This window comes from Burkholderia sp. KL41 (genome assembly GCF_057005415.2).
On sequence record NZ_CM189268.1, the window covers coordinates 694,135 to 710,211 of the forward strand.

The 16,077-nt window shown below is 68.8% G+C and carries 14 protein-coding genes; 6 read left to right on the plus strand and 8 right to left on the minus strand.

Features of this window, described 5'->3' with window-relative positions; genetic code table 11:
- Nucleotides 1-28 precede the first annotated feature (28 nt).
- Genes PQB87_RS37100 through PQB87_RS37110 form a run of 3 tightly spaced genes read right to left on the minus strand, consistent with a single transcriptional unit; the run spans nucleotide 29 to nucleotide 3,234 of the window.
- Entirely contained in the window at nucleotides 29-1,498 is a 1,470-nt protein-coding gene (locus PQB87_RS37100) for an alginate export family protein (RefSeq protein ID WP_111941129.1), read from the minus strand.
- A 14-nt stretch (nucleotides 1,499-1,512) separates the two neighbouring features.
- Complete coding sequence (locus PQB87_RS37105) at nucleotides 1,513-2,454, minus strand: glyoxalase (RefSeq protein ID WP_489244394.1); 942 nt, start codon at nucleotides 2,452-2,454, stop codon at nucleotides 1,513-1,515.
- Nucleotides 2,455-2,502: 48 nt separating this feature from the next.
- Nucleotides 2,503-3,234 (minus strand): YoaK family protein, encoded by a 732-nt coding sequence (locus PQB87_RS37110; RefSeq protein WP_113044688.1) that lies wholly within the window; start codon nucleotides 3,232-3,234, stop codon nucleotides 2,503-2,505.
- Between the two features lie 344 nt (nucleotides 3,235-3,578).
- Here PQB87_RS37110 and PQB87_RS37115 point away from each other — a divergent pair, with 344 nt between their 5' ends.
- The 3 genes from PQB87_RS37115 (at nucleotide 3,579) to PQB87_RS37125 (ending at nucleotide 6,650) form a co-directional block, all read left to right on the plus strand.
- Nucleotides 3,579-4,298 (plus strand): TetR/AcrR family transcriptional regulator, encoded by a 720-nt coding sequence (locus tag PQB87_RS37115; protein WP_027792608.1) that lies wholly within the window; start codon nucleotides 3,579-3,581, stop codon nucleotides 4,296-4,298.
- Nucleotides 4,299-4,592: 294 nt separating this feature from the next.
- Nucleotides 4,593-5,468, plus strand: coding sequence for an alpha/beta fold hydrolase (locus tag PQB87_RS37120; RefSeq protein ID WP_042973926.1), 876 nt, complete (start codon nucleotides 4,593-4,595; stop codon nucleotides 5,466-5,468).
- A gap of 39 nt (nucleotides 5,469-5,507) precedes the next feature.
- Nucleotides 5,508-6,650, plus strand: a complete 1,143-nt coding sequence (locus tag PQB87_RS37125; protein WP_489244397.1) for an FAD binding domain-containing protein — start codon at nucleotides 5,508-5,510, stop codon at nucleotides 6,648-6,650.
- 51 nt (nucleotides 6,651-6,701) lie between these two features.
- Here PQB87_RS37125 and PQB87_RS37130 read toward each other — a convergent pair whose 3' ends face one another.
- On the minus strand, nucleotides 6,702-7,976 hold the full coding sequence (locus PQB87_RS37130; protein ID WP_489244398.1) for a hypothetical protein: 1,275 nt from the start codon (nucleotides 7,974-7,976) through the stop codon (nucleotides 6,702-6,704).
- A 407-nt stretch (nucleotides 7,977-8,383) separates the two neighbouring features.
- Here PQB87_RS37130 and PQB87_RS37135 point away from each other — a divergent pair, with 407 nt between their 5' ends.
- On the plus strand, nucleotides 8,384-8,704 hold the full coding sequence (locus PQB87_RS37135; RefSeq protein ID WP_027792604.1) for a hypothetical protein: 321 nt from the start codon (nucleotides 8,384-8,386) through the stop codon (nucleotides 8,702-8,704).
- Nucleotides 8,705-8,787: 83 nt separating this feature from the next.
- Here PQB87_RS37135 and PQB87_RS37140 read toward each other — a convergent pair whose 3' ends face one another.
- Nucleotides 8,788-9,786, minus strand: coding sequence for an ABC transporter substrate-binding protein (locus PQB87_RS37140; RefSeq protein ID WP_489244401.1), 999 nt, complete (start codon nucleotides 9,784-9,786; stop codon nucleotides 8,788-8,790).
- 52 nt (nucleotides 9,787-9,838) lie between these two features.
- Complete coding sequence (locus PQB87_RS37145) at nucleotides 9,839-10,183, minus strand: DUF3088 domain-containing protein (RefSeq protein WP_021158240.1); 345 nt, start codon at nucleotides 10,181-10,183, stop codon at nucleotides 9,839-9,841.
- 488 nt (nucleotides 10,184-10,671) lie between these two features.
- Here PQB87_RS37145 and PQB87_RS37150 point away from each other — a divergent pair, with 488 nt between their 5' ends.
- Both PQB87_RS37150 and PQB87_RS37155 read left to right on the plus strand, forming a co-directional pair.
- On the plus strand, nucleotides 10,672-11,856 hold the full coding sequence (locus PQB87_RS37150; protein WP_021158238.1) for a porin: 1,185 nt from the start codon (nucleotides 10,672-10,674) through the stop codon (nucleotides 11,854-11,856).
- A 289-nt stretch (nucleotides 11,857-12,145) separates the two neighbouring features.
- Nucleotides 12,146-13,333 (plus strand): LLM class flavin-dependent oxidoreductase, encoded by a 1,188-nt coding sequence (locus tag PQB87_RS37155; protein ID WP_489244403.1) that lies wholly within the window; start codon nucleotides 12,146-12,148, stop codon nucleotides 13,331-13,333.
- 55 nt (nucleotides 13,334-13,388) lie between these two features.
- Here the strand turns inward: PQB87_RS37155 and PQB87_RS37160 are convergent, their stop codons facing one another.
- Together PQB87_RS37160 and PQB87_RS37165 are read right to left on the minus strand one after the other, a co-directional pair.
- On the minus strand, nucleotides 13,389-14,606 hold the full coding sequence (locus PQB87_RS37160; protein ID WP_059687783.1) for an acyl-CoA dehydrogenase family protein: 1,218 nt from the start codon (nucleotides 14,604-14,606) through the stop codon (nucleotides 13,389-13,391).
- 240 nt (nucleotides 14,607-14,846) lie between these two features.
- Nucleotides 14,847-16,076: a hypothetical protein gene (locus PQB87_RS37165; protein ID WP_489244405.1), complete on the minus strand. Its 1,230-nt coding sequence runs from the start codon at nucleotides 16,074-16,076 to the stop codon at nucleotides 14,847-14,849.
- Nucleotide 16,077 lies beyond the last annotated feature (1 nt).

Below are 16,077 nucleotides of genomic sequence, written 5' to 3' on the forward strand. Positions count from 1 at the left end.
GGCGTGCCGCGCGACGCGCGGCGCCGCGCTACCAGCCGAACTTCGCTTCGACGCCTACGTAGTCGGCATTGCGCGCGCCGAGCGCGCGGATCGAGTCGGCGATCTGGAAGTGCACGGCCTCGACGGCCAGCGCCATGTTCGGATTGACGAGCCAGTCCACGCGGGCCTGCGCATACATCCCCGTGTACGAACCGCCCTTGCCGGCCGTGCCGGGCACCGCCGACATCCCCTGCCCGTAAATCGCGTCGGCCGTCGTCTCGCGCCACTGGAAACCGACCGCGGTCAGCACCGTCACGCTGCTCGACGGCTTGAACGTCAGCGACGGCTTCACGTGAATCAGGTTGCTGTAGCCGGTGTAGCCCGCGAGCGTGAAGTAATAACCGTTCGGGAACAGCGGGTTGAAGGTGCCCATGCGTCCGTCGCCGGGATGCTTGTCGCCCGATGCGCCGTCGACCTGGATGCCGACGCGCGGCGTGCCCGGCGTCTTCGCGAACGTGTAGCCGCCCAGCGCGCCGAACGCCCACGCGCCGATCGTGTCCTGGCCGATGTGCCCGGTCTGGAGCATCGCCTCGACGTCCCAGTCGAACCCGCTGGACTTGCCCGCGTAGCGCATGTCGAACACGTCGCGCCGCTCGGTGCCGGCCCCCGCGATGTAGCGCGCGTTGTCGCGCGTATAACGCGACCAGTACGCCGACAGGTCGCCGGGGCCCGTGTTGGTGCGCTCGACACGCACGCCGTCGAACCGCAGGTGCCGGTTCGACACGTCGTCGAACGACGCGTCGTTGCGATACTGCACCGGGCGCGTCACATAGCCGATCAGCCGCCATTTGCCGATTTCGTAATCCGCCCACAGCGCGTCGAACGCCTGGCGCACGTTCGGGCCGTCGCGCACCGACACGAACCGCTGCAGGTCATACGCCATCTCCTGCCGGCCGATCCGCGCCTTGAACGTGCCGCCGCCGATCTGGTCGACATACGCGACGAACGCCTGCTCGATGTCGAGCTGATCCTTGTCGACGGGCGACACCGTGTCCTTGCCGAACGGCCGCGCATCGACGAACTGGACGAACGCCTGGACATGCCCGGCGTAACGCAGGTCCGCATGCACCGTTGCACGCTGGATCACGTAGTTGTCGTCGTGCGCGGCGCCGAGCCCGAACAGCGGCGCGTTGTTCAGCTCGAAGCGCTCGCGCAGGTTCGCGCCGAGCGACAGGTAGGTCGACGGGTCGCCGCCGAGCGGGATGTACTTCAGCGCATCGCCCGGCTGGCGCGGCACGCACGGGTTCGCGAGCACCGACCAGTCTTCCTGCCAGCGGTTGAACAGCACCGTGGGCCGCTTCGCGGTACACGTCGTGCCGGCAGCCGGGGCCGGCGAAGCTGTCGAAGCCGCCGAAGACGCCGAAGCGGCATCCTCGGCCCCGGCCGCCGTACCCGCATAGCCCGCGACGCCGCCCGCCAGCACGGCGGCCGGCAGCACGCGCCGCCATGCCCGCCCCATCGACCCGCGCTCCATCACTTCGACCGCGCGTGGATCTCGGCGACGTAGCCGCCCGGGAACTGCACGAGCGCCGCATCGCGCCCGTCCGACGTGAACGTCGGCACCAGCACGGTCACGCCCGCGGCCTGCGCCTGCTTCAGCGTCGCGGCCAGGTCCGGCACTTCATAGCCGGTCATCTCGCGGCCGAACGGGTAAGGCAGATGGCCGTCGGTGGCGAGCACGGTCATCTTGCCGAAACCCGATTCGATGCGGATGCGGCGATACGTATCGTTCGGCCGGCCGATCTCGATGCCCGGCGCCTTGCGCACGTCGGACACCACCTTGCCGCGCGAGAACGCGACGAAGTCGTGCACCAGCTTGCTCGCGCTTTCCGGCGACACGTACACGCGGTTTTCCGGCACCGTCTGCAGCGGGTCGTATTTCGGCGCCTGCGTGTGCCAGTAGAGCTGCATGTTCACGCCGCCCGGCCAGCGGATGATCGCATCGCGGCCGATCGGGTCGGGGAACGTGTCGACGACCACGTCCGCGCCGTGCGCGCGCGCCGATTTCATCGCGACGTCCATGTCGGTGACGAGGTAGCCGGTGCGCTCCTCGCAGAACGGATAGGGAATCGGCGTCTTGAAGCCGAACACCGAGATCGTGCCGGCCGGCGTGAACACGAGCTGCGACATCGTCTGGCTCGGCGTCGGCGTGACCTGGAACACGCCCTGCTGCGACTTCTTGCCGCCGAACGTCGCGACGAAGCTGTCGGTGAAGCGGTCGAAATTTTCCGGCGCGACGCACACGTGCGTCGTGTCGTACTGCGGGCCGACCGCGACGGCCGGCACCTTCGCGGACGTCGTCTCGAGCAGGCGCGTCTCGTCGGCATGGGCCGGCGCGGTGGCCAGCAATGCGCCGAGCACGGCCGCCGACGCGGCCGTCAGCCGCCATGCCTGTTGCAATTTCAGTGCGATCATCGGGTTCTCCTTGAAAGTGGCACGCGCGGCCACATGCCGCGCGCGCATTCAGCGTGACGTCGGCCGCTCGTCGGGCCGACCGGATTGATAGGCGAGGAAGCACAGCACCGCGAGCGGCAGCGCGAGCGCCCAGAACGCCGCGAACAGATAGGCCATCGCGCCCGCGCCGGCGCCGAGCGCGAAGCCCGCGACCGGCGGCAGCGTGCGCCGCAGCCGCACGCGCGCGGCCTCGCGTTCGGCCGGCGCGGCGAGCGGCACCAGCCAGTCGAACGCATCGATCACCGCCTGCGTGACGTTGCCTGTCATCACCGTGTTGGCGACGACCGAGCGGGCTGTCAGCCGCGCGTGCGCGTTCTGGACGCCCATCGCCGCGGCGCCGAGGAGGCCGCACAGGATCGTCCTCGGCGCGTCGGCATCGGCGATCGGCGAGGCCATCACGCCGGCCAGCATGAACCCGGCCAGCAGCACGGCCTGCAGCGCATACAGCGAACGCGCGCGCACGCCGTGGCCCAGCTGGCGCATCCGGTGGTCGAGCACGCGCGCGACGACGATGCCCGCGATGAAGGCCGGAAACGCGAGCCACTTGATCGCGAGCCCTTGCCCGACGCCGGCCAGGCCCGAGCCGATCAGGATGAAGTTGCCGGTGACGTGCGCGGTGAACAGGCCAAACAGCGCGACGAAGCCGAGCGTGTCGACATATCCCGCGATCGACGCGAGAAACACGTCCTCGCCGCGCACGCGGTCGGGCACGGCGCCCGCGGTTACCGGCTGCGACGGCATGACCCGGTTTCCTGGATGGTGGCGCCGGCGCCCGGCGAGATCTGATAACGCATGTTCCGCTCCGGTTGCGCCGACCGGCCCGGCTTGCCGACTGGCATCCGGCCCGTGCGGCGGTTCGGAAGCCAGACTAGTGAAGGCCGACCTTAATGTCATGGCGCCCGCCTGAATTTTTCTGAATCGGCGGCGGGCTCGCCGGGCCGGGGAGCCGGGCCGGCACGACGCGGATTGCGCCCCGCACCGGCCCCGCAGCGCGCCGAAAGCCGCGCCGCGCACGGCATGCGGCCTGTCAATCGTGCTATTTTTCGATCGATAGTTAACGCAGGCGCACCATCGGGAGCCGATGCATGACCGAAAGAAAACGCAGCACGCCGGCCCGCGAGCGCGGGACGGACGCCGACGGCAACGCCGTCACGCCGGGCCGCCGGCTCGCGCCGGAAGCGCGCGAGCGGCAGATCGTCGAGAAGGCGATCGAGCACTTCGCGACGCACGGCTTTTCCGGCAGCACGCGCGAGCTCGCGCGGCAGATCGGCGTCACCCAGCCGCTGCTATACCGGTACTTCCCGAGCAAGGAAGCGCTGATCGACCGCGTGTACGACGAGATCTACACGTGGAACCCCGACTGGGAAAAACTGATCGGCGACCGCACGGTGTCGCTGCAGGAGCGGCTCGTCGCGTTCTATCGCGACTATGCGCAAACCATCCTGCGGCGCGAATGGATCCGCACGTTCATCTTCGCGGGGCTCAGCCGCGAGGGGTTCAACACGCGTTACCTGTCGCGGCTGCGCGAACGCGTGTTCCTGCCGGTGCTGCGCGAGCTGCGGCACGAATACGACATCGCGACGCCCACCACCGAGGCCCAGCGCAATGCGGAAGTCGAGCTGGTCTGGAGCCTGCACGCGAGCATCTTCTATTTCGGCGTGCGCAAGTGGGTCTACGGCCTGCCGGTGCCCGACGATCTCGACACCGAGATCGAACGGCTGATCGACGCGTTCCTGCACGGCACGCCCGCCGCGCTGAAGCAGCTCACGTCGGACGCACCCGCGCGGCGGCGCCGGCGCGGCTGACACGGGTGGCGGGCATGCCGGACGACGACGGTCGAATCGTCGTCCGGCATGTTCACGCTCGTGCGTCTTCGTCAGGCCCGCACGCGACGGGACGCCACCGGCCGAGCGAATCACACGGGGATCGGGAGCCGCCCGCCACGGCCGGCCCGTGACCCGGCGGGCCGGTTCCGGCCGTGCGCGCAATCACGCGAATTCAGAACAATTTATCCGGCGCGCCGCACGATTCGCCTATCCTCGAAAGGCATTTGCGGCCGCGCCGGTTTCGCGCGGGCCGAACCGAACAGCGACCGCCCCATGACCCACTCCATGCCTTCGATCACCCATCACACCGTCACCGCGAACGGCATCCGCCAGCACTACATCGACGCCGGCAGCGGGCCTGCCGTCGTGCTGCTGCACGGCTTCCCCGAGACCAGCTTCGCGTGGCGCTTCCAGATCCCCGCGCTCGCGCAGCGCTACCGCGTGATCGCGCCCGACCTGCGCGGTTACGGCGAAACCGACAAGCCGGCCGCCGGTTACGACAAGCGCAACATGGCGCGCGACGTCGCCGGGCTGCTCGACGCGCTCGGCATCGGCCGCATCGCGCTCGTCGGGCACGACCGCGGCGCGCGCGTCGCGACGCGTTTCGCGAAGGACTTCCCCGAGCGCGTCGACCGGCTCGTCGTGATGGACAACGTGCCGACGCGCATCGTCGCGCAGAACATGACCGCGCAAACGGCGCGCGCGTACTGGTTCTTCCTGTTCCACCAGGTGCCGGATCTGCCCGAGGCGCTGATCGCCGGCAAGGAAGCCGAGTGGCTCAGCCACTTCTTCTCCGACTGGTGCTACAACCCGCACGCGATCTCCGGCGACGCGTTCGACACCTACGTGCGCGCGTACCGGCGCCCGGGCGCCGTGCGCGGCGCGCTGGCCGACTATCGCGCGAACGCCGAGGACGTGCAGCAGGATCTCGTCGACGCGGACGTCAAGATCGCGTGCCCGACGATGGCGCTCTGGGGCGAGGATTTCTACGCGGTCGGCAAGATGTTCGACATGAAATCCGTGTGGGAAAGCATGGCGACGGACCTGCGCGCCGAGCCGATCGCACAGTGCGGGCACCTGCCGCAAGAGGAGCAGCCGGAGCGCGTGAACGCGCTGCTGCTCGACTTCCTGCAGCACTGGGAAGGCTGATTCGATGCGCGCGCAACGAACCATCGGGAGGCCGGCAACATGAGCGACGTTTCGGGCCCGCTGGCGGTCGTGATCGGCGGATCGGTGGGCGGGCTGTTCACCGCCACTTCACTGCGGGCGGCCGGCTGGCGCGTCAAGGTCTTCGAGCAATCGCCGAACGAGCTCGACAGCCGCGGCGGCGGCATCGTGCTGCAAACGCCGATCGAACGCGCGTTCGCGTTCGGCGGCGTGCCCGTGCCGCACGATGCGGGTGTCGATTCCGGCGACCGGATCTATCTCGACGCGCACGACCGGATCGTGCAGCGCATGAACATGCCGCAGACGCAGACCGCGTGGAACGTGATCTATACGGCGCTGAAGCGCGCGCTGCCCGCCGGCGTCGTGCATGGCGGCGTGTCGTTCGAGCGCTTCGAGCAGGAGGGCGACCGCGTGATCGCGCACTTCGCGGACGGCCGGGTCGAGCCGGCCGACCTGCTGGTCGGCGCCGACGGCGGCCGCTCGAACGTGCGCGCGCAACTGCTGCCTGATGCGCGGCCCGCGTATGCGGGTTATGTCGCGTGGCGCGGGCTCGTCGACGAGCACCTGCTGCCGGCCCCGGTGCTCGACGTGCTGCGCGACCGCTTCACGTTCCAGCAAGGCGACGCGCACCTGTTCCTCACGTATCTGGTCCCCGGCCGCGACGGCGCGATCGAACCGGGCAAGCGGCGCGTGAACTGGGTCTGGTACCGGCGGCTCGCACCGGCGAGCCTACCGTCGCTGTTTCTCGCGCAGGACGGCACGCAGCGCGACGGTTCGCTGCCGCCCGGCGCGATGCGCGACGACAACCGGCTCGAACTCGTGGACGCGGGCCGCCGGATGCTGGCGCCCACGCTCGCCACGCTCGTCGACGCGACGCAGGCGCCGTTCGCGCAGGCGATCCTCGATCTCTCGGTCGAGCGCATGGCGTTCGGCCGCGCAGTGCTGCTCGGCGACGCGGCCTGCCTCGTGCGGCCGCATACGGCCGCGGGCGTCGCGAAAGCGGCGGAGAATGCGGTCGGGCTCGCCGAGGCGCTGCGCGGCGTCGTGCACGGCCCCGCGTTCGACGCCGCGCTGGCGGGCTGGGAAAAGCGTCAGCTCGCGACCAACGCGTCGCTGTCCAACCTCGGCATCTCGCTCGGCACGCGGATCATGGGGCGCGCGTGACCGTCCGGCGGTGCACGCCGCTTCGGTCGATCGCGCATGCGGGCCGGCCCGTCATGCGTGGCGCACGACGATATCCCACGCGGTATGACACGCCTGCCCCGGCAGCGTCAGCGCGCGCAGCACCACCCGATCGCCCTGCTGCGTCGCGACGCTGAACTTGTGCGGCGCCAGCAGCGCGACCGTCGCGCCGTTGTGCTCCAGTTGCACGCCGGGCGCCGCAGGCTGGCCGCTCAGATGCGACAGCCAGATGTCCAGCACCAAGCGGTCGCGCGTCACCGCGAATTCGACCGTGTGCGCCGCCCACGCATTCAGTGCATGGCCCTGCGGGTTGCGGAACGACGGCCCCGCGGCCAGACGCGGCACGTTCGCCAGCACGTCCTCGTGCGCGGCCAGCACCGACAACCCGCTCGCGACGAAGCGTTCGGGCTGAAGCAGGCCGGGATCGGCCGGCTGCGCCCGCTTGCCGGCCTCGGGCGCCAGCGCGAACGCCTGCCCGAGCGCGATCGCATGCTCGGCATGACGGGCCAGGTAGCGCCAGTGGTTCAGGAAGCGCACGTCGCCCGTCATGTGCAGGCCACGGATCGGTTTGCCCTGATGCTCGAGCACGATGCGGACTGCGTCGAAATCGTGCCGCTCGTGCAGCCCCCATTTCGTGACGAAATTCTGCTCGCAGCCCACGAGCCGCACGTGGCCGAGGCCGCCCCACAGATGCAGGAAGGTCGTGTCCAGCCCGTAGATCGCCACGAAGTCCTCGCCGATCCTGCCGGCCTGTTCGCGGACAAACCGCGCGAATCGCGCCCAGGGCTCACGGCCGCCGACCACGAGCCCCGCCTGCAGCGGCTGCCCCAGCCGCTCGAGCACGTCCTGCACGCACTGGTGGATCAGCGCGTCGCGCCGTTCGCCGATGAGCGGCGTCATCACGAACGCGCAGAAGTGCGCATCGGGCGCGACGTGAAGGGCCTCGTCGTGCGGCACGACGTCGAAGATGTCGAACCGCGGCCCCGGGAACCAGATGTCGGCATCGTAGAGCGCGAGCGTCTGCAACGCCGGGTCGGTGTCGAAGATCGCGGCCGCGGAGATGTAGCGGTCCCAGGCAAGGTCGCCGACGCCCGCCGCCGCGTACACCTCGATCCCGTTCGCACGCAGCCGCTGCTGCTTCTCGTCGGACAACCCGTAGCCGATGACGCCGATGCGCCCCCGGTAGTCCGTCGCGCGCAGCGAGACGATGAACGGGATGACCATTTCGTACCAGGCCTGCGTGTTGTCGTCGATCGCGAACGCGACGAGTTGATGGCGGTCGGTCTCGTTGTTGTCGGACGTGTTCATGCGTGTGGTGAGATTGGTCAGTCCGTCGTTCCGATCGGTCCGGCTGCCGGTGTTCCTTTACGCGCGACGCCGATTATCGGAAGGCAGTCGAATCCTCGTTATCGTCATACGATTGCGAGCGATATCCATTCGGCGGCGGCCCCGTTCGCCGGGGCCGTTCGCCTGAAAATGGATGCTCGATTTTTACCACGGCGCGATATTTCCGCGCGACCTGAAAATGCGTCGCGATTCCGAACATTTGTTAAATAGCTTGAATGACCGACAACCGGCCGGCAATTTGCCTTAACATCCGCCCGTCATCTCGACTGACGCCGATCACGGTTGACCGACCCTGGACTCCGGCCGTGGCTTTCATTTTCCAGGTGCCTGAACGGGGCGCCGATTTCATCCGGACGCTACGACCGATCATGTTCCAGACCCCGGGAGATTCATTCGTCAACGGCTCGTTGCTGGGCCTGTGCGTCGAGGTGCCGCTCGCCGCGCTGGTGTCGCTCGCCATGCACGGCGTCGACTGGAACGGGCAGCGCATCGCGATGCTGATCGCCACGCCGGTGCTGCTCGCCTGCATTGCGCTGCTGACCCGCCCGGTCGCATTCAGCACGGTGTGGAAGCACAAGCGCTCGCCGTTCGTGCTCGACGACAACGTGCGCGCGTCGATCTACGGCCGGCTCTGCGGGATCGCGCTCGGGCTCGTGTTCGGCATCATGGTCGCGACGACGTTCGCCTGATCCCGCCGAACCGGCGCGCCCGACGAAACCTGCGTCGGGCCTGAAGCCGCCGGCTCACGAGCAAGTCTTCCCGGCGCATCGCGTCACGCCGATGCCACCAGCGTGTTGAACGACGTATCCCACAACGGCGCGACATTCGCCGGCCCGTCGAGCACGCCGATCCGCGCGAACACATCCGCGACCTGCTGATGCTGCGCCACCACGTCGGGCGTCACCGGCAGCAGCGCATAGTCTTCGCTGCGCTGGTCGAACATCGCGACGAGATCGGCCACCGGCACGCGCGTCTCCTGGTTCTGCACCCGCGCGTAGTCGCCGAAATGCCCGTTCGCCCACGCATACGCGCGCCGGAACCGCAGCAGCAGATCGCCCGTCGCCGCACGACGGCGCGCATCGTCGAGCGTGCGCGGGTTCGCGTACACCGGGAAATTGCCCGACAGATAACCCTTCCCCGTCTTCAGCACGCGCGCACCGTAGCGATTGCGCGCGAGCTGGCCGTTGTAGCCGTAGATCGCCCACGCGTCGATGTCGCCGCGATCGTAGGCCGACAACCCGTCGGTCGGCGACAGGTTGATCGGCTGGATGTCGTCGAAGCCCAGGCCCGCTTCCGTGAGCTGGCGATACAGGAAGTAGTGCGACGTCGTCGCGCGCACGTAGCCGACGCGCTTGCCCTTCAGGTCCGCGATACTGCGGATCGACGTGTCCTTGCGTGCGAGCGTGACCTGGTTGTTCAGGTCTTCGCGCACGCGGGTGATGAGCCGGACGCTGGCCTTCTGGCGCGCGGCGAACACGGCCGGAATTTCGCTGCCCGAACCGATATCGAGCGCGTCCGCATTGAGCGCCTCGATGTGCAGCACGCCGTTGTTCAGTTCGCGCCAGTCGATCCGGTACGGTGTGTCGCCGAGGCCGGCCGCCTGCAGCAGCGCGCGCCAGCCGCCCTTGTAGGTCGCGACGCGCAACGTCGTGCCGGCGAGATCGGCGTTGACGGCCGGCGTGGCGAACGCGGCCTTCGCGGCGAACGGCGCCGCCACGGCCGCGGCGCCGGCAAGAATCAGGCGGCGGCGCGCCGCCGACGTTGACGCCATCGAATCCTCCTGTCGATCGGTTGCAAATTGAGCGGAAGCCCGTGCGGCTGCATCAATGCAGCACCGGGAATCCGTGGCGCTCGGCCAGCAGTTCGAGGATGCGGCGCGCGTCGGTGACGAACCGCACGTCGCCGAGCGTCTGCGCGTCGTCCGGCGCCGGCTGGTCGCGACCGAGCACGAGGACCGGCAAGCCCTGGTGCGCATCGTCGAGCGCCTCGATCACCGCGTGGCGCGGCCGCTCGAAGCCGACGCGCTTCACGTCGATGCGGCCGGCCTGCTCGGGCGCGCTCGCCAGCAGTCCCTCGATCGACAGTCCGTGCGGACAGACGAAACGCTGGCCCGGATGCTTCGGATCGGCAAAGCCCGGTTCCAGCAAAAACAGCACATCGCGACTCATGTCAAACGGCTCCCGTGTTCGTTGTTCAGCCGGGACGCATGCGCACGTCGGCGCCGTCGTGGTCCCGGAGCAGGCCGGCCCCGCGGCCGGATGCCCGACTCTACCGTTGCGCGTCGCACCGCCCTACCAACGTTTTGCGAAATCGATATGCCGGCGCGCGTAGCGCATCGATCGCGCGCCGCACAGACGGCCGTTGCGTAAATGCATCGCCCGTTGCAGCGCGGACATTGCGGATATCGAACCATTTCATCGATCGATATGACGGCGGCCGCGGATAGCCGGCGCCCGACGTTCGCCGTTCGAGCGATGCGTTCGCCGCAGCAGGGGTGCCGGACGCGATCGCGACGCACATGCCGGACTTGCAGCAACGCACATTACAAATCGGCCGCGCAGCGATTTACAAACCACGGATCGACCGTTCGCCGGTTCGACCCGCGTCAATAGCATCGTGCTCCTCACTGTCGTACTCATAAAAACAGAGGAAAGTCATGATCAAAAAAACGGTAGTCCTGGGTTTGGTTTCGATCGGTTCGGTCAGCGCTCATGCGCAGAGTTCGGTCACGTTGTACGGCGTCGTCGATGCCGGTTTCGCCTATACGAACAACCAGGGCGGCGCGAGCAACATCCAGCAGACGAGCGGCAAGCTGAGCGGCAGCCGCTGGGGCCTGAAAGGCGTCGAAGATCTCGGTGGCGGCCTGCAGGCGGTCTTCACGCTCGAAAGCGGGTTCCGGCCGAGCGACGGCGGGCTCGGCCAGGGCGGCCGGCTGTTCGGCCGTTCCGCGTACGTCGGCCTCGCCAAGTCCGGCATCGGCACGCTGACCTTCGGCCGCCAGTACGAGCCGATCACCGATCTCGTCGCGCAGTACTCGGGGTCCGGCTTCTGGTCGCCGGCCACGCACGTGGGCGACAACGACAACATGAACCAGAGCTTCCGCCTGAACAACGCGGTGAAGTTCCGCAGCGACACGATCGCCGGCTTCACGGCCGACCTGCTCTATGCGTTCAGCAACCAGGCGAACGGCGGCGCCGGCACCGGCTTTTCGAACAACAATGCGTGGGGCGTGTCGGCGAACTACGTGAACGGGCCGCTGTCGGTCGGCGGCGGTTACGTGCGACTCAATCACCCGAATGCGACGTCGAACACGACCGGCGCGGTGGGCGGCGCGACCTCGACCACCGGCAACGACTACAGCGGCGCGTTCTTCTACGGGCTGAACGGCGGCGTGCTCAAGCAGCAGATCGGCGTGGCGGGCGCGAACTACGCGCTCGGCCGCGCGACGCTCGGCTTCGCGTGGAGCCACACGCAGCTCAACTATCTCGACGGCTCGTCGCGCAAGTTCAACAACTACGACGTGAACGCGCGTTACCAGATCACGCCGGCGGCTACGCTGATCGGCGTCTATACGTTCACCGACGGGCGCGCGAGCGGCCTGCCGGGCACCGGCGGCCAGACGCTGAAGCCGCGCTGGCACCAGTTCACGCTCGGGTTCGACTATGCGCTGTCGAAGCGCACCGATATCTACGTGTCGGGCATCTACCAGCTCGCGGCCGGCGATGCGAGCACGGCGACGGCGGGCGGTTATCGCAGGATCGCGGCAATCTCGAACATCGGCAGCGCGTCGTCGACGAACCGCCAGGTCGCGCTCGTCAGCGGGCTGCGCGTGAAGTTCTGACGGCATGCGCAGCGGGTGCGGTGAGGCGCGATAAGCAAAGCGGGAATCGTTGTTTGCCGCGCCGTGCCCGGTTGCCGAAAATGGGCGTTTCCCGTGTGTTTCCCGCGTGCTGCCCGCAGGCACGATACGCGTTCGACGATGACCGACTCCCTCCCCGCGCGCCGCGCAGCAGCCGGTGCGCGGCACTGCGTCGGCTCGCCGGCACGTCGGGCATCGCACCCGGGCGATTCGCCGCCGCACGTACCCGCCGTTGCCGTGCGGTGCGTGCCCAACCCGCAAGGAAGCCATCATGAGCGCCCTCTCCGTCGCCGCTCCGGTCGCGACGTCACCGTTCGTCGACGTCCGCTCGCCGGCGGACTTCCCCGACAGCCCCGTGTCGCGCGTGCTCGCGCAGCCGCTGATGCTCGGGCTGTTCCTGCCGATCCAGGCCGGCGGCTGGAGCGCGTCGACGCTGCCGCGCACGACCGACTGGACGTTCGACTACAACGCCGAGCTGGTCGCGCGCGCGGAAGCGCTCGGCTTCGATCTCGTGTTCGCGCTGTCGCAATGGCTGCCGAAAGGCGGTTACGGCGGCGTGTTCGACGGCCATGCGCTCGACTCGTTCATGACGCTGGCCGCGCTGACCGCACGCACCGAGCGGATCATCCTGGTCGCGACGAGCCACGTACTGTACGGGCCGTGGCATCCGCTGCATTTCGCGAAGTTCACCGCGACGCTCGATCACATCTCGCGCGGGCGCTGGGGCATCAACGTCGTGACCGGTCATCGCGCCATCGAGCACGAGATGTTCGGCTGGAACCGGATCGAGCACGACCGGCGCTACGAGATGGCCGCCGAGTTCGTCGACGCGGTGCAGCAGTTGTGGGCGCAACCGGACAATTTCAGCTACACGCCCGCGCTGTCGGGCTGGCGGCTGGGCGGCGCGTTCGTCACGCCGAAACCACGCTACGGCCGCCCGCTGCTGATCAACGCGACCGGCTCCGACGCGGGCATCGAGTTCGCGGCGCGCTATTCGGACATCGTGTTCGTCACGAGCCCGGCCGGCCCCGACGCAGAACGCGCGATCGATGCCCTGCCCGCGCATACCGCACGCGTGAAGGCCGCCGCCGCCGCGCGCGGCCGGACGATCCGCACGCTGCTCAACCCGCTCGTGATCTGCCGCGAAACGGCAGCCGAAGCGCGCGCGTATCGCGATGCGATCGTCGCGCATGCGGACGAAGGCAGCTTCCACCGTTTCGACAGCGACGCGCATGCGTGGCGAGGCGGCTTCGAACAGCGCGCGCAGGCCGACGCGCGCGCGATCGGCGGCAACATCTCGATCACGGGGTCGCCGGAGGAAGTCGCGGACACCATCGTGCGGCTGCACCGCGCGGGCATCGACGGCATCCAGTTGAGCTTCTACGATTTCAAGCCCGATCTCGACTTCTTCGGCGAGCGCGTGCTGCCGCTGCTGCGCGAAGCCGGCTTGCGCCGCTGACGCGGGCCGCGGACGCATCGCCCGCCGCGGCACTCACGGTTTCGACACGGCCGGGTCAGAACACGCGGCCTTCGGTGAGGTGCGTCGTCACGCCGTTCAGGTCGTAGTCGCCGATCACGCGCGCCTTGTGCAGCAGCGGGTTGTGGCTGAAGATCGTGCGCAGGTTGCGCCAGTGCCGGTCGAGATTGTGTTCGCGCGCCGTCGCCGATGCCCCGCCGACTTCGAACAGCCGCTCGGCCGCGTGCAGCGCGAGCTTGCTGACGATGAGCTGCGTACGCGCGGTTGCGAGCGCGCTGTCGAGCACGCGTGCATCCGCATCGGCGTCGCCGGCCTCGATCGCGTCGGCGGAACGGTCGAGCGCCCGCGCGTTTTCGCGCACGAGCGCGTCGATCGCGTGACTGTGCGCGGACAGTTCGCCGACGACCTGCTGGATGAAGTGATCGTCGCGTGCGGTCGGCGCCGGGCTGTGCAGCACCGGGCGGCCGTGCGCGAGCACATAACGACGCGCATCGGCAACCACGTTGCGCACGATGCCCGCGCCCGTCGCGACGAGATGCAACTGGCGCAGCGCGCCGCAATGGCGGCCGACGAGCGTCGAGCCGTCGCGCGGGGCCACTTCGTCCGCGAACACCTGCACGTCGTCGAGCAGCAGGCTGCCGCTCGCGGTCATGCGCTGGCCCATGCCGTCCCAGTCGTCGAGCACCTGCACGCCGTCGCGCGCGACGGGAATGATCACGGCGACCGCGTCGCCCTGCTCGTTCTCCACGTTGATGCGCGCGAAATCGGCGAACGCGGTGCCGGTCGAATAGTATTTGCGCCCCGTCACGCGATAGTGCTCGCCGTCCCGGCGCAGCACGGTGGTGTTCTCGCCCGGCCGCGACGTGCCGCGCTCGGTCGACGCACCGCCGAAGATCGCGCCCGCCAGTGCCCGCTCGAGCTGCACGTCGTTGAACGGCGTGCGCGGCGACAGCCGCAGCGTCTCGGTCTGGTCGTAGTGGATCCGCAGCGCGTGCGCGAGGTTCGAATCGGCGGCGGCCAGCGTCGCGATCGTGTCGAACAAGTCGACCAGCGTGCCGCCGAGGCCGCCACGCGCGACCGGAATCCGCAGCACGCCCAGCGCCGAGCGCCGAAAGTGTGCAAAGCCGTCGAACGGCAATTCGCGACGCGCCTCGCGTTGCGCGGCATCCTGCCCGATCGCGTTCGCGAGATCGGGCAGTGCGGCGAGCGCGTCGCGCAACGCGTCGCGCGGATCGACGGCATCACGGGCGGTCATTCTGCGGTTCCTTGTACGAGAAGTTCGGGCATGCCGCTGCGCGGTGCAATCGCGACATCCGCGAACCGGCGCACATACGGCACCGCAAAGTATAGGGACGCCCCCGGTGTGCGTGAAAAGCCGATTTCAGCTTTTGTTATGCGTGTGCAGGGAATGGTCGCGCGCCATCGCACCATTGCGCGATACCCCGGCGCGGCGCGGTCGCGCGTGGCGCCCCCCGAACCCGGCCGATCGCGACGGTCACGATTCCGTCGACGGATCAGGTACGCGCACGACGCCCTCCGGATACCGGATGTCGATCAGCCCGTGCTTGTCGCGGATGCGGATCGGCGGCACGACCTCCACGCTCGCACGGTCGACGCCCTCGCATACGGCCAGGTTCGTATTGGTGCGGTAGTACACGCGCCGGTCGTCGACCGCAAAGGCCCCGTTCAGAAAGCGCAGGCTTCGTGCGTCGATCCCCGGCAACGGCTTGCGGTAGTTCTTCCCCCACAGCACGTGACCGTCGGCGTCGATCAGCATGTCGTGAAAGACGCCGCGCGCGGTCTCGACGTCGACGCGCCCCGGCTTCGTCACGATCTTGCCGTCGTAAAGGATCTGCGCGCCGAGCCGTGCATACCGGTAGCCGAGGCTCACCACGCCGGCCGGATCGTCGATGCCGCGCTTGCGCACGCCGGCGCAGAACAGGTGTTTCGCATCCCGCGCGTACGCGCCGCCGATATGCGTCAGGCTGGCCACGTCGGCCTTGACGACGGTCAGGTGGCCGGAATCGTAGATGTCGCGCTCGAAGTAGTAAGCCTGCCGTGCATCGCGATACCAGCCGCCGCCCAGGGGTTCCAACGTGGCGGCATCGCCGTCGGCAACGAGCCCTTCGCCTGCATCGTCGTAGCTGAACGCGGCGCCGCCCGCGTAGTAGCGCAGCCCCGACGCATCGACGGCAAAGTGGTCGACCAGGTGCCGGAAGCTGCCCAGATCGAAGTTGTTGAGCGCGCGATACTGATGCCCGCTGCCGGTGCGGGCCCAGACGCGTTCGCCATCGCTGTGGAATGGCCCGCCGAGCGGGGCAAGCGGCTCGTTGCGCGTGTCGCGGCGCCGCCGCGCTTCCGCCTCCTCACGGCGCTGCGCGTCCTCGGCGTCGTAGATGGCCTGCTGCTCCGGCGTGACCCGCGCCGCATCCTCGTACTTCTGCATGTGGCGCGCATGCAGCGACTGCACGGTCGCGATGCAGTACACCGAATGCGGAACCGAGCGCAGGTACAGCGCCCAGTCCTCGTCGTCGCACCGGTAGAACCAGTGGATCGCCTCGCCGTCCCATCCGGCCGGGTCGGTGCGCGCGAGCAGCGCGGCCTTGACGTCCCGGACCTTGCCGGGCACGACGAAGGAAAGGCTGTAGCCGGTGTCGGCGACGATATCGAGGCTCTCATCCTCGAACAGGCTTCGCATCAGTTTTTCGAGTTCTTGCAAGGTCATG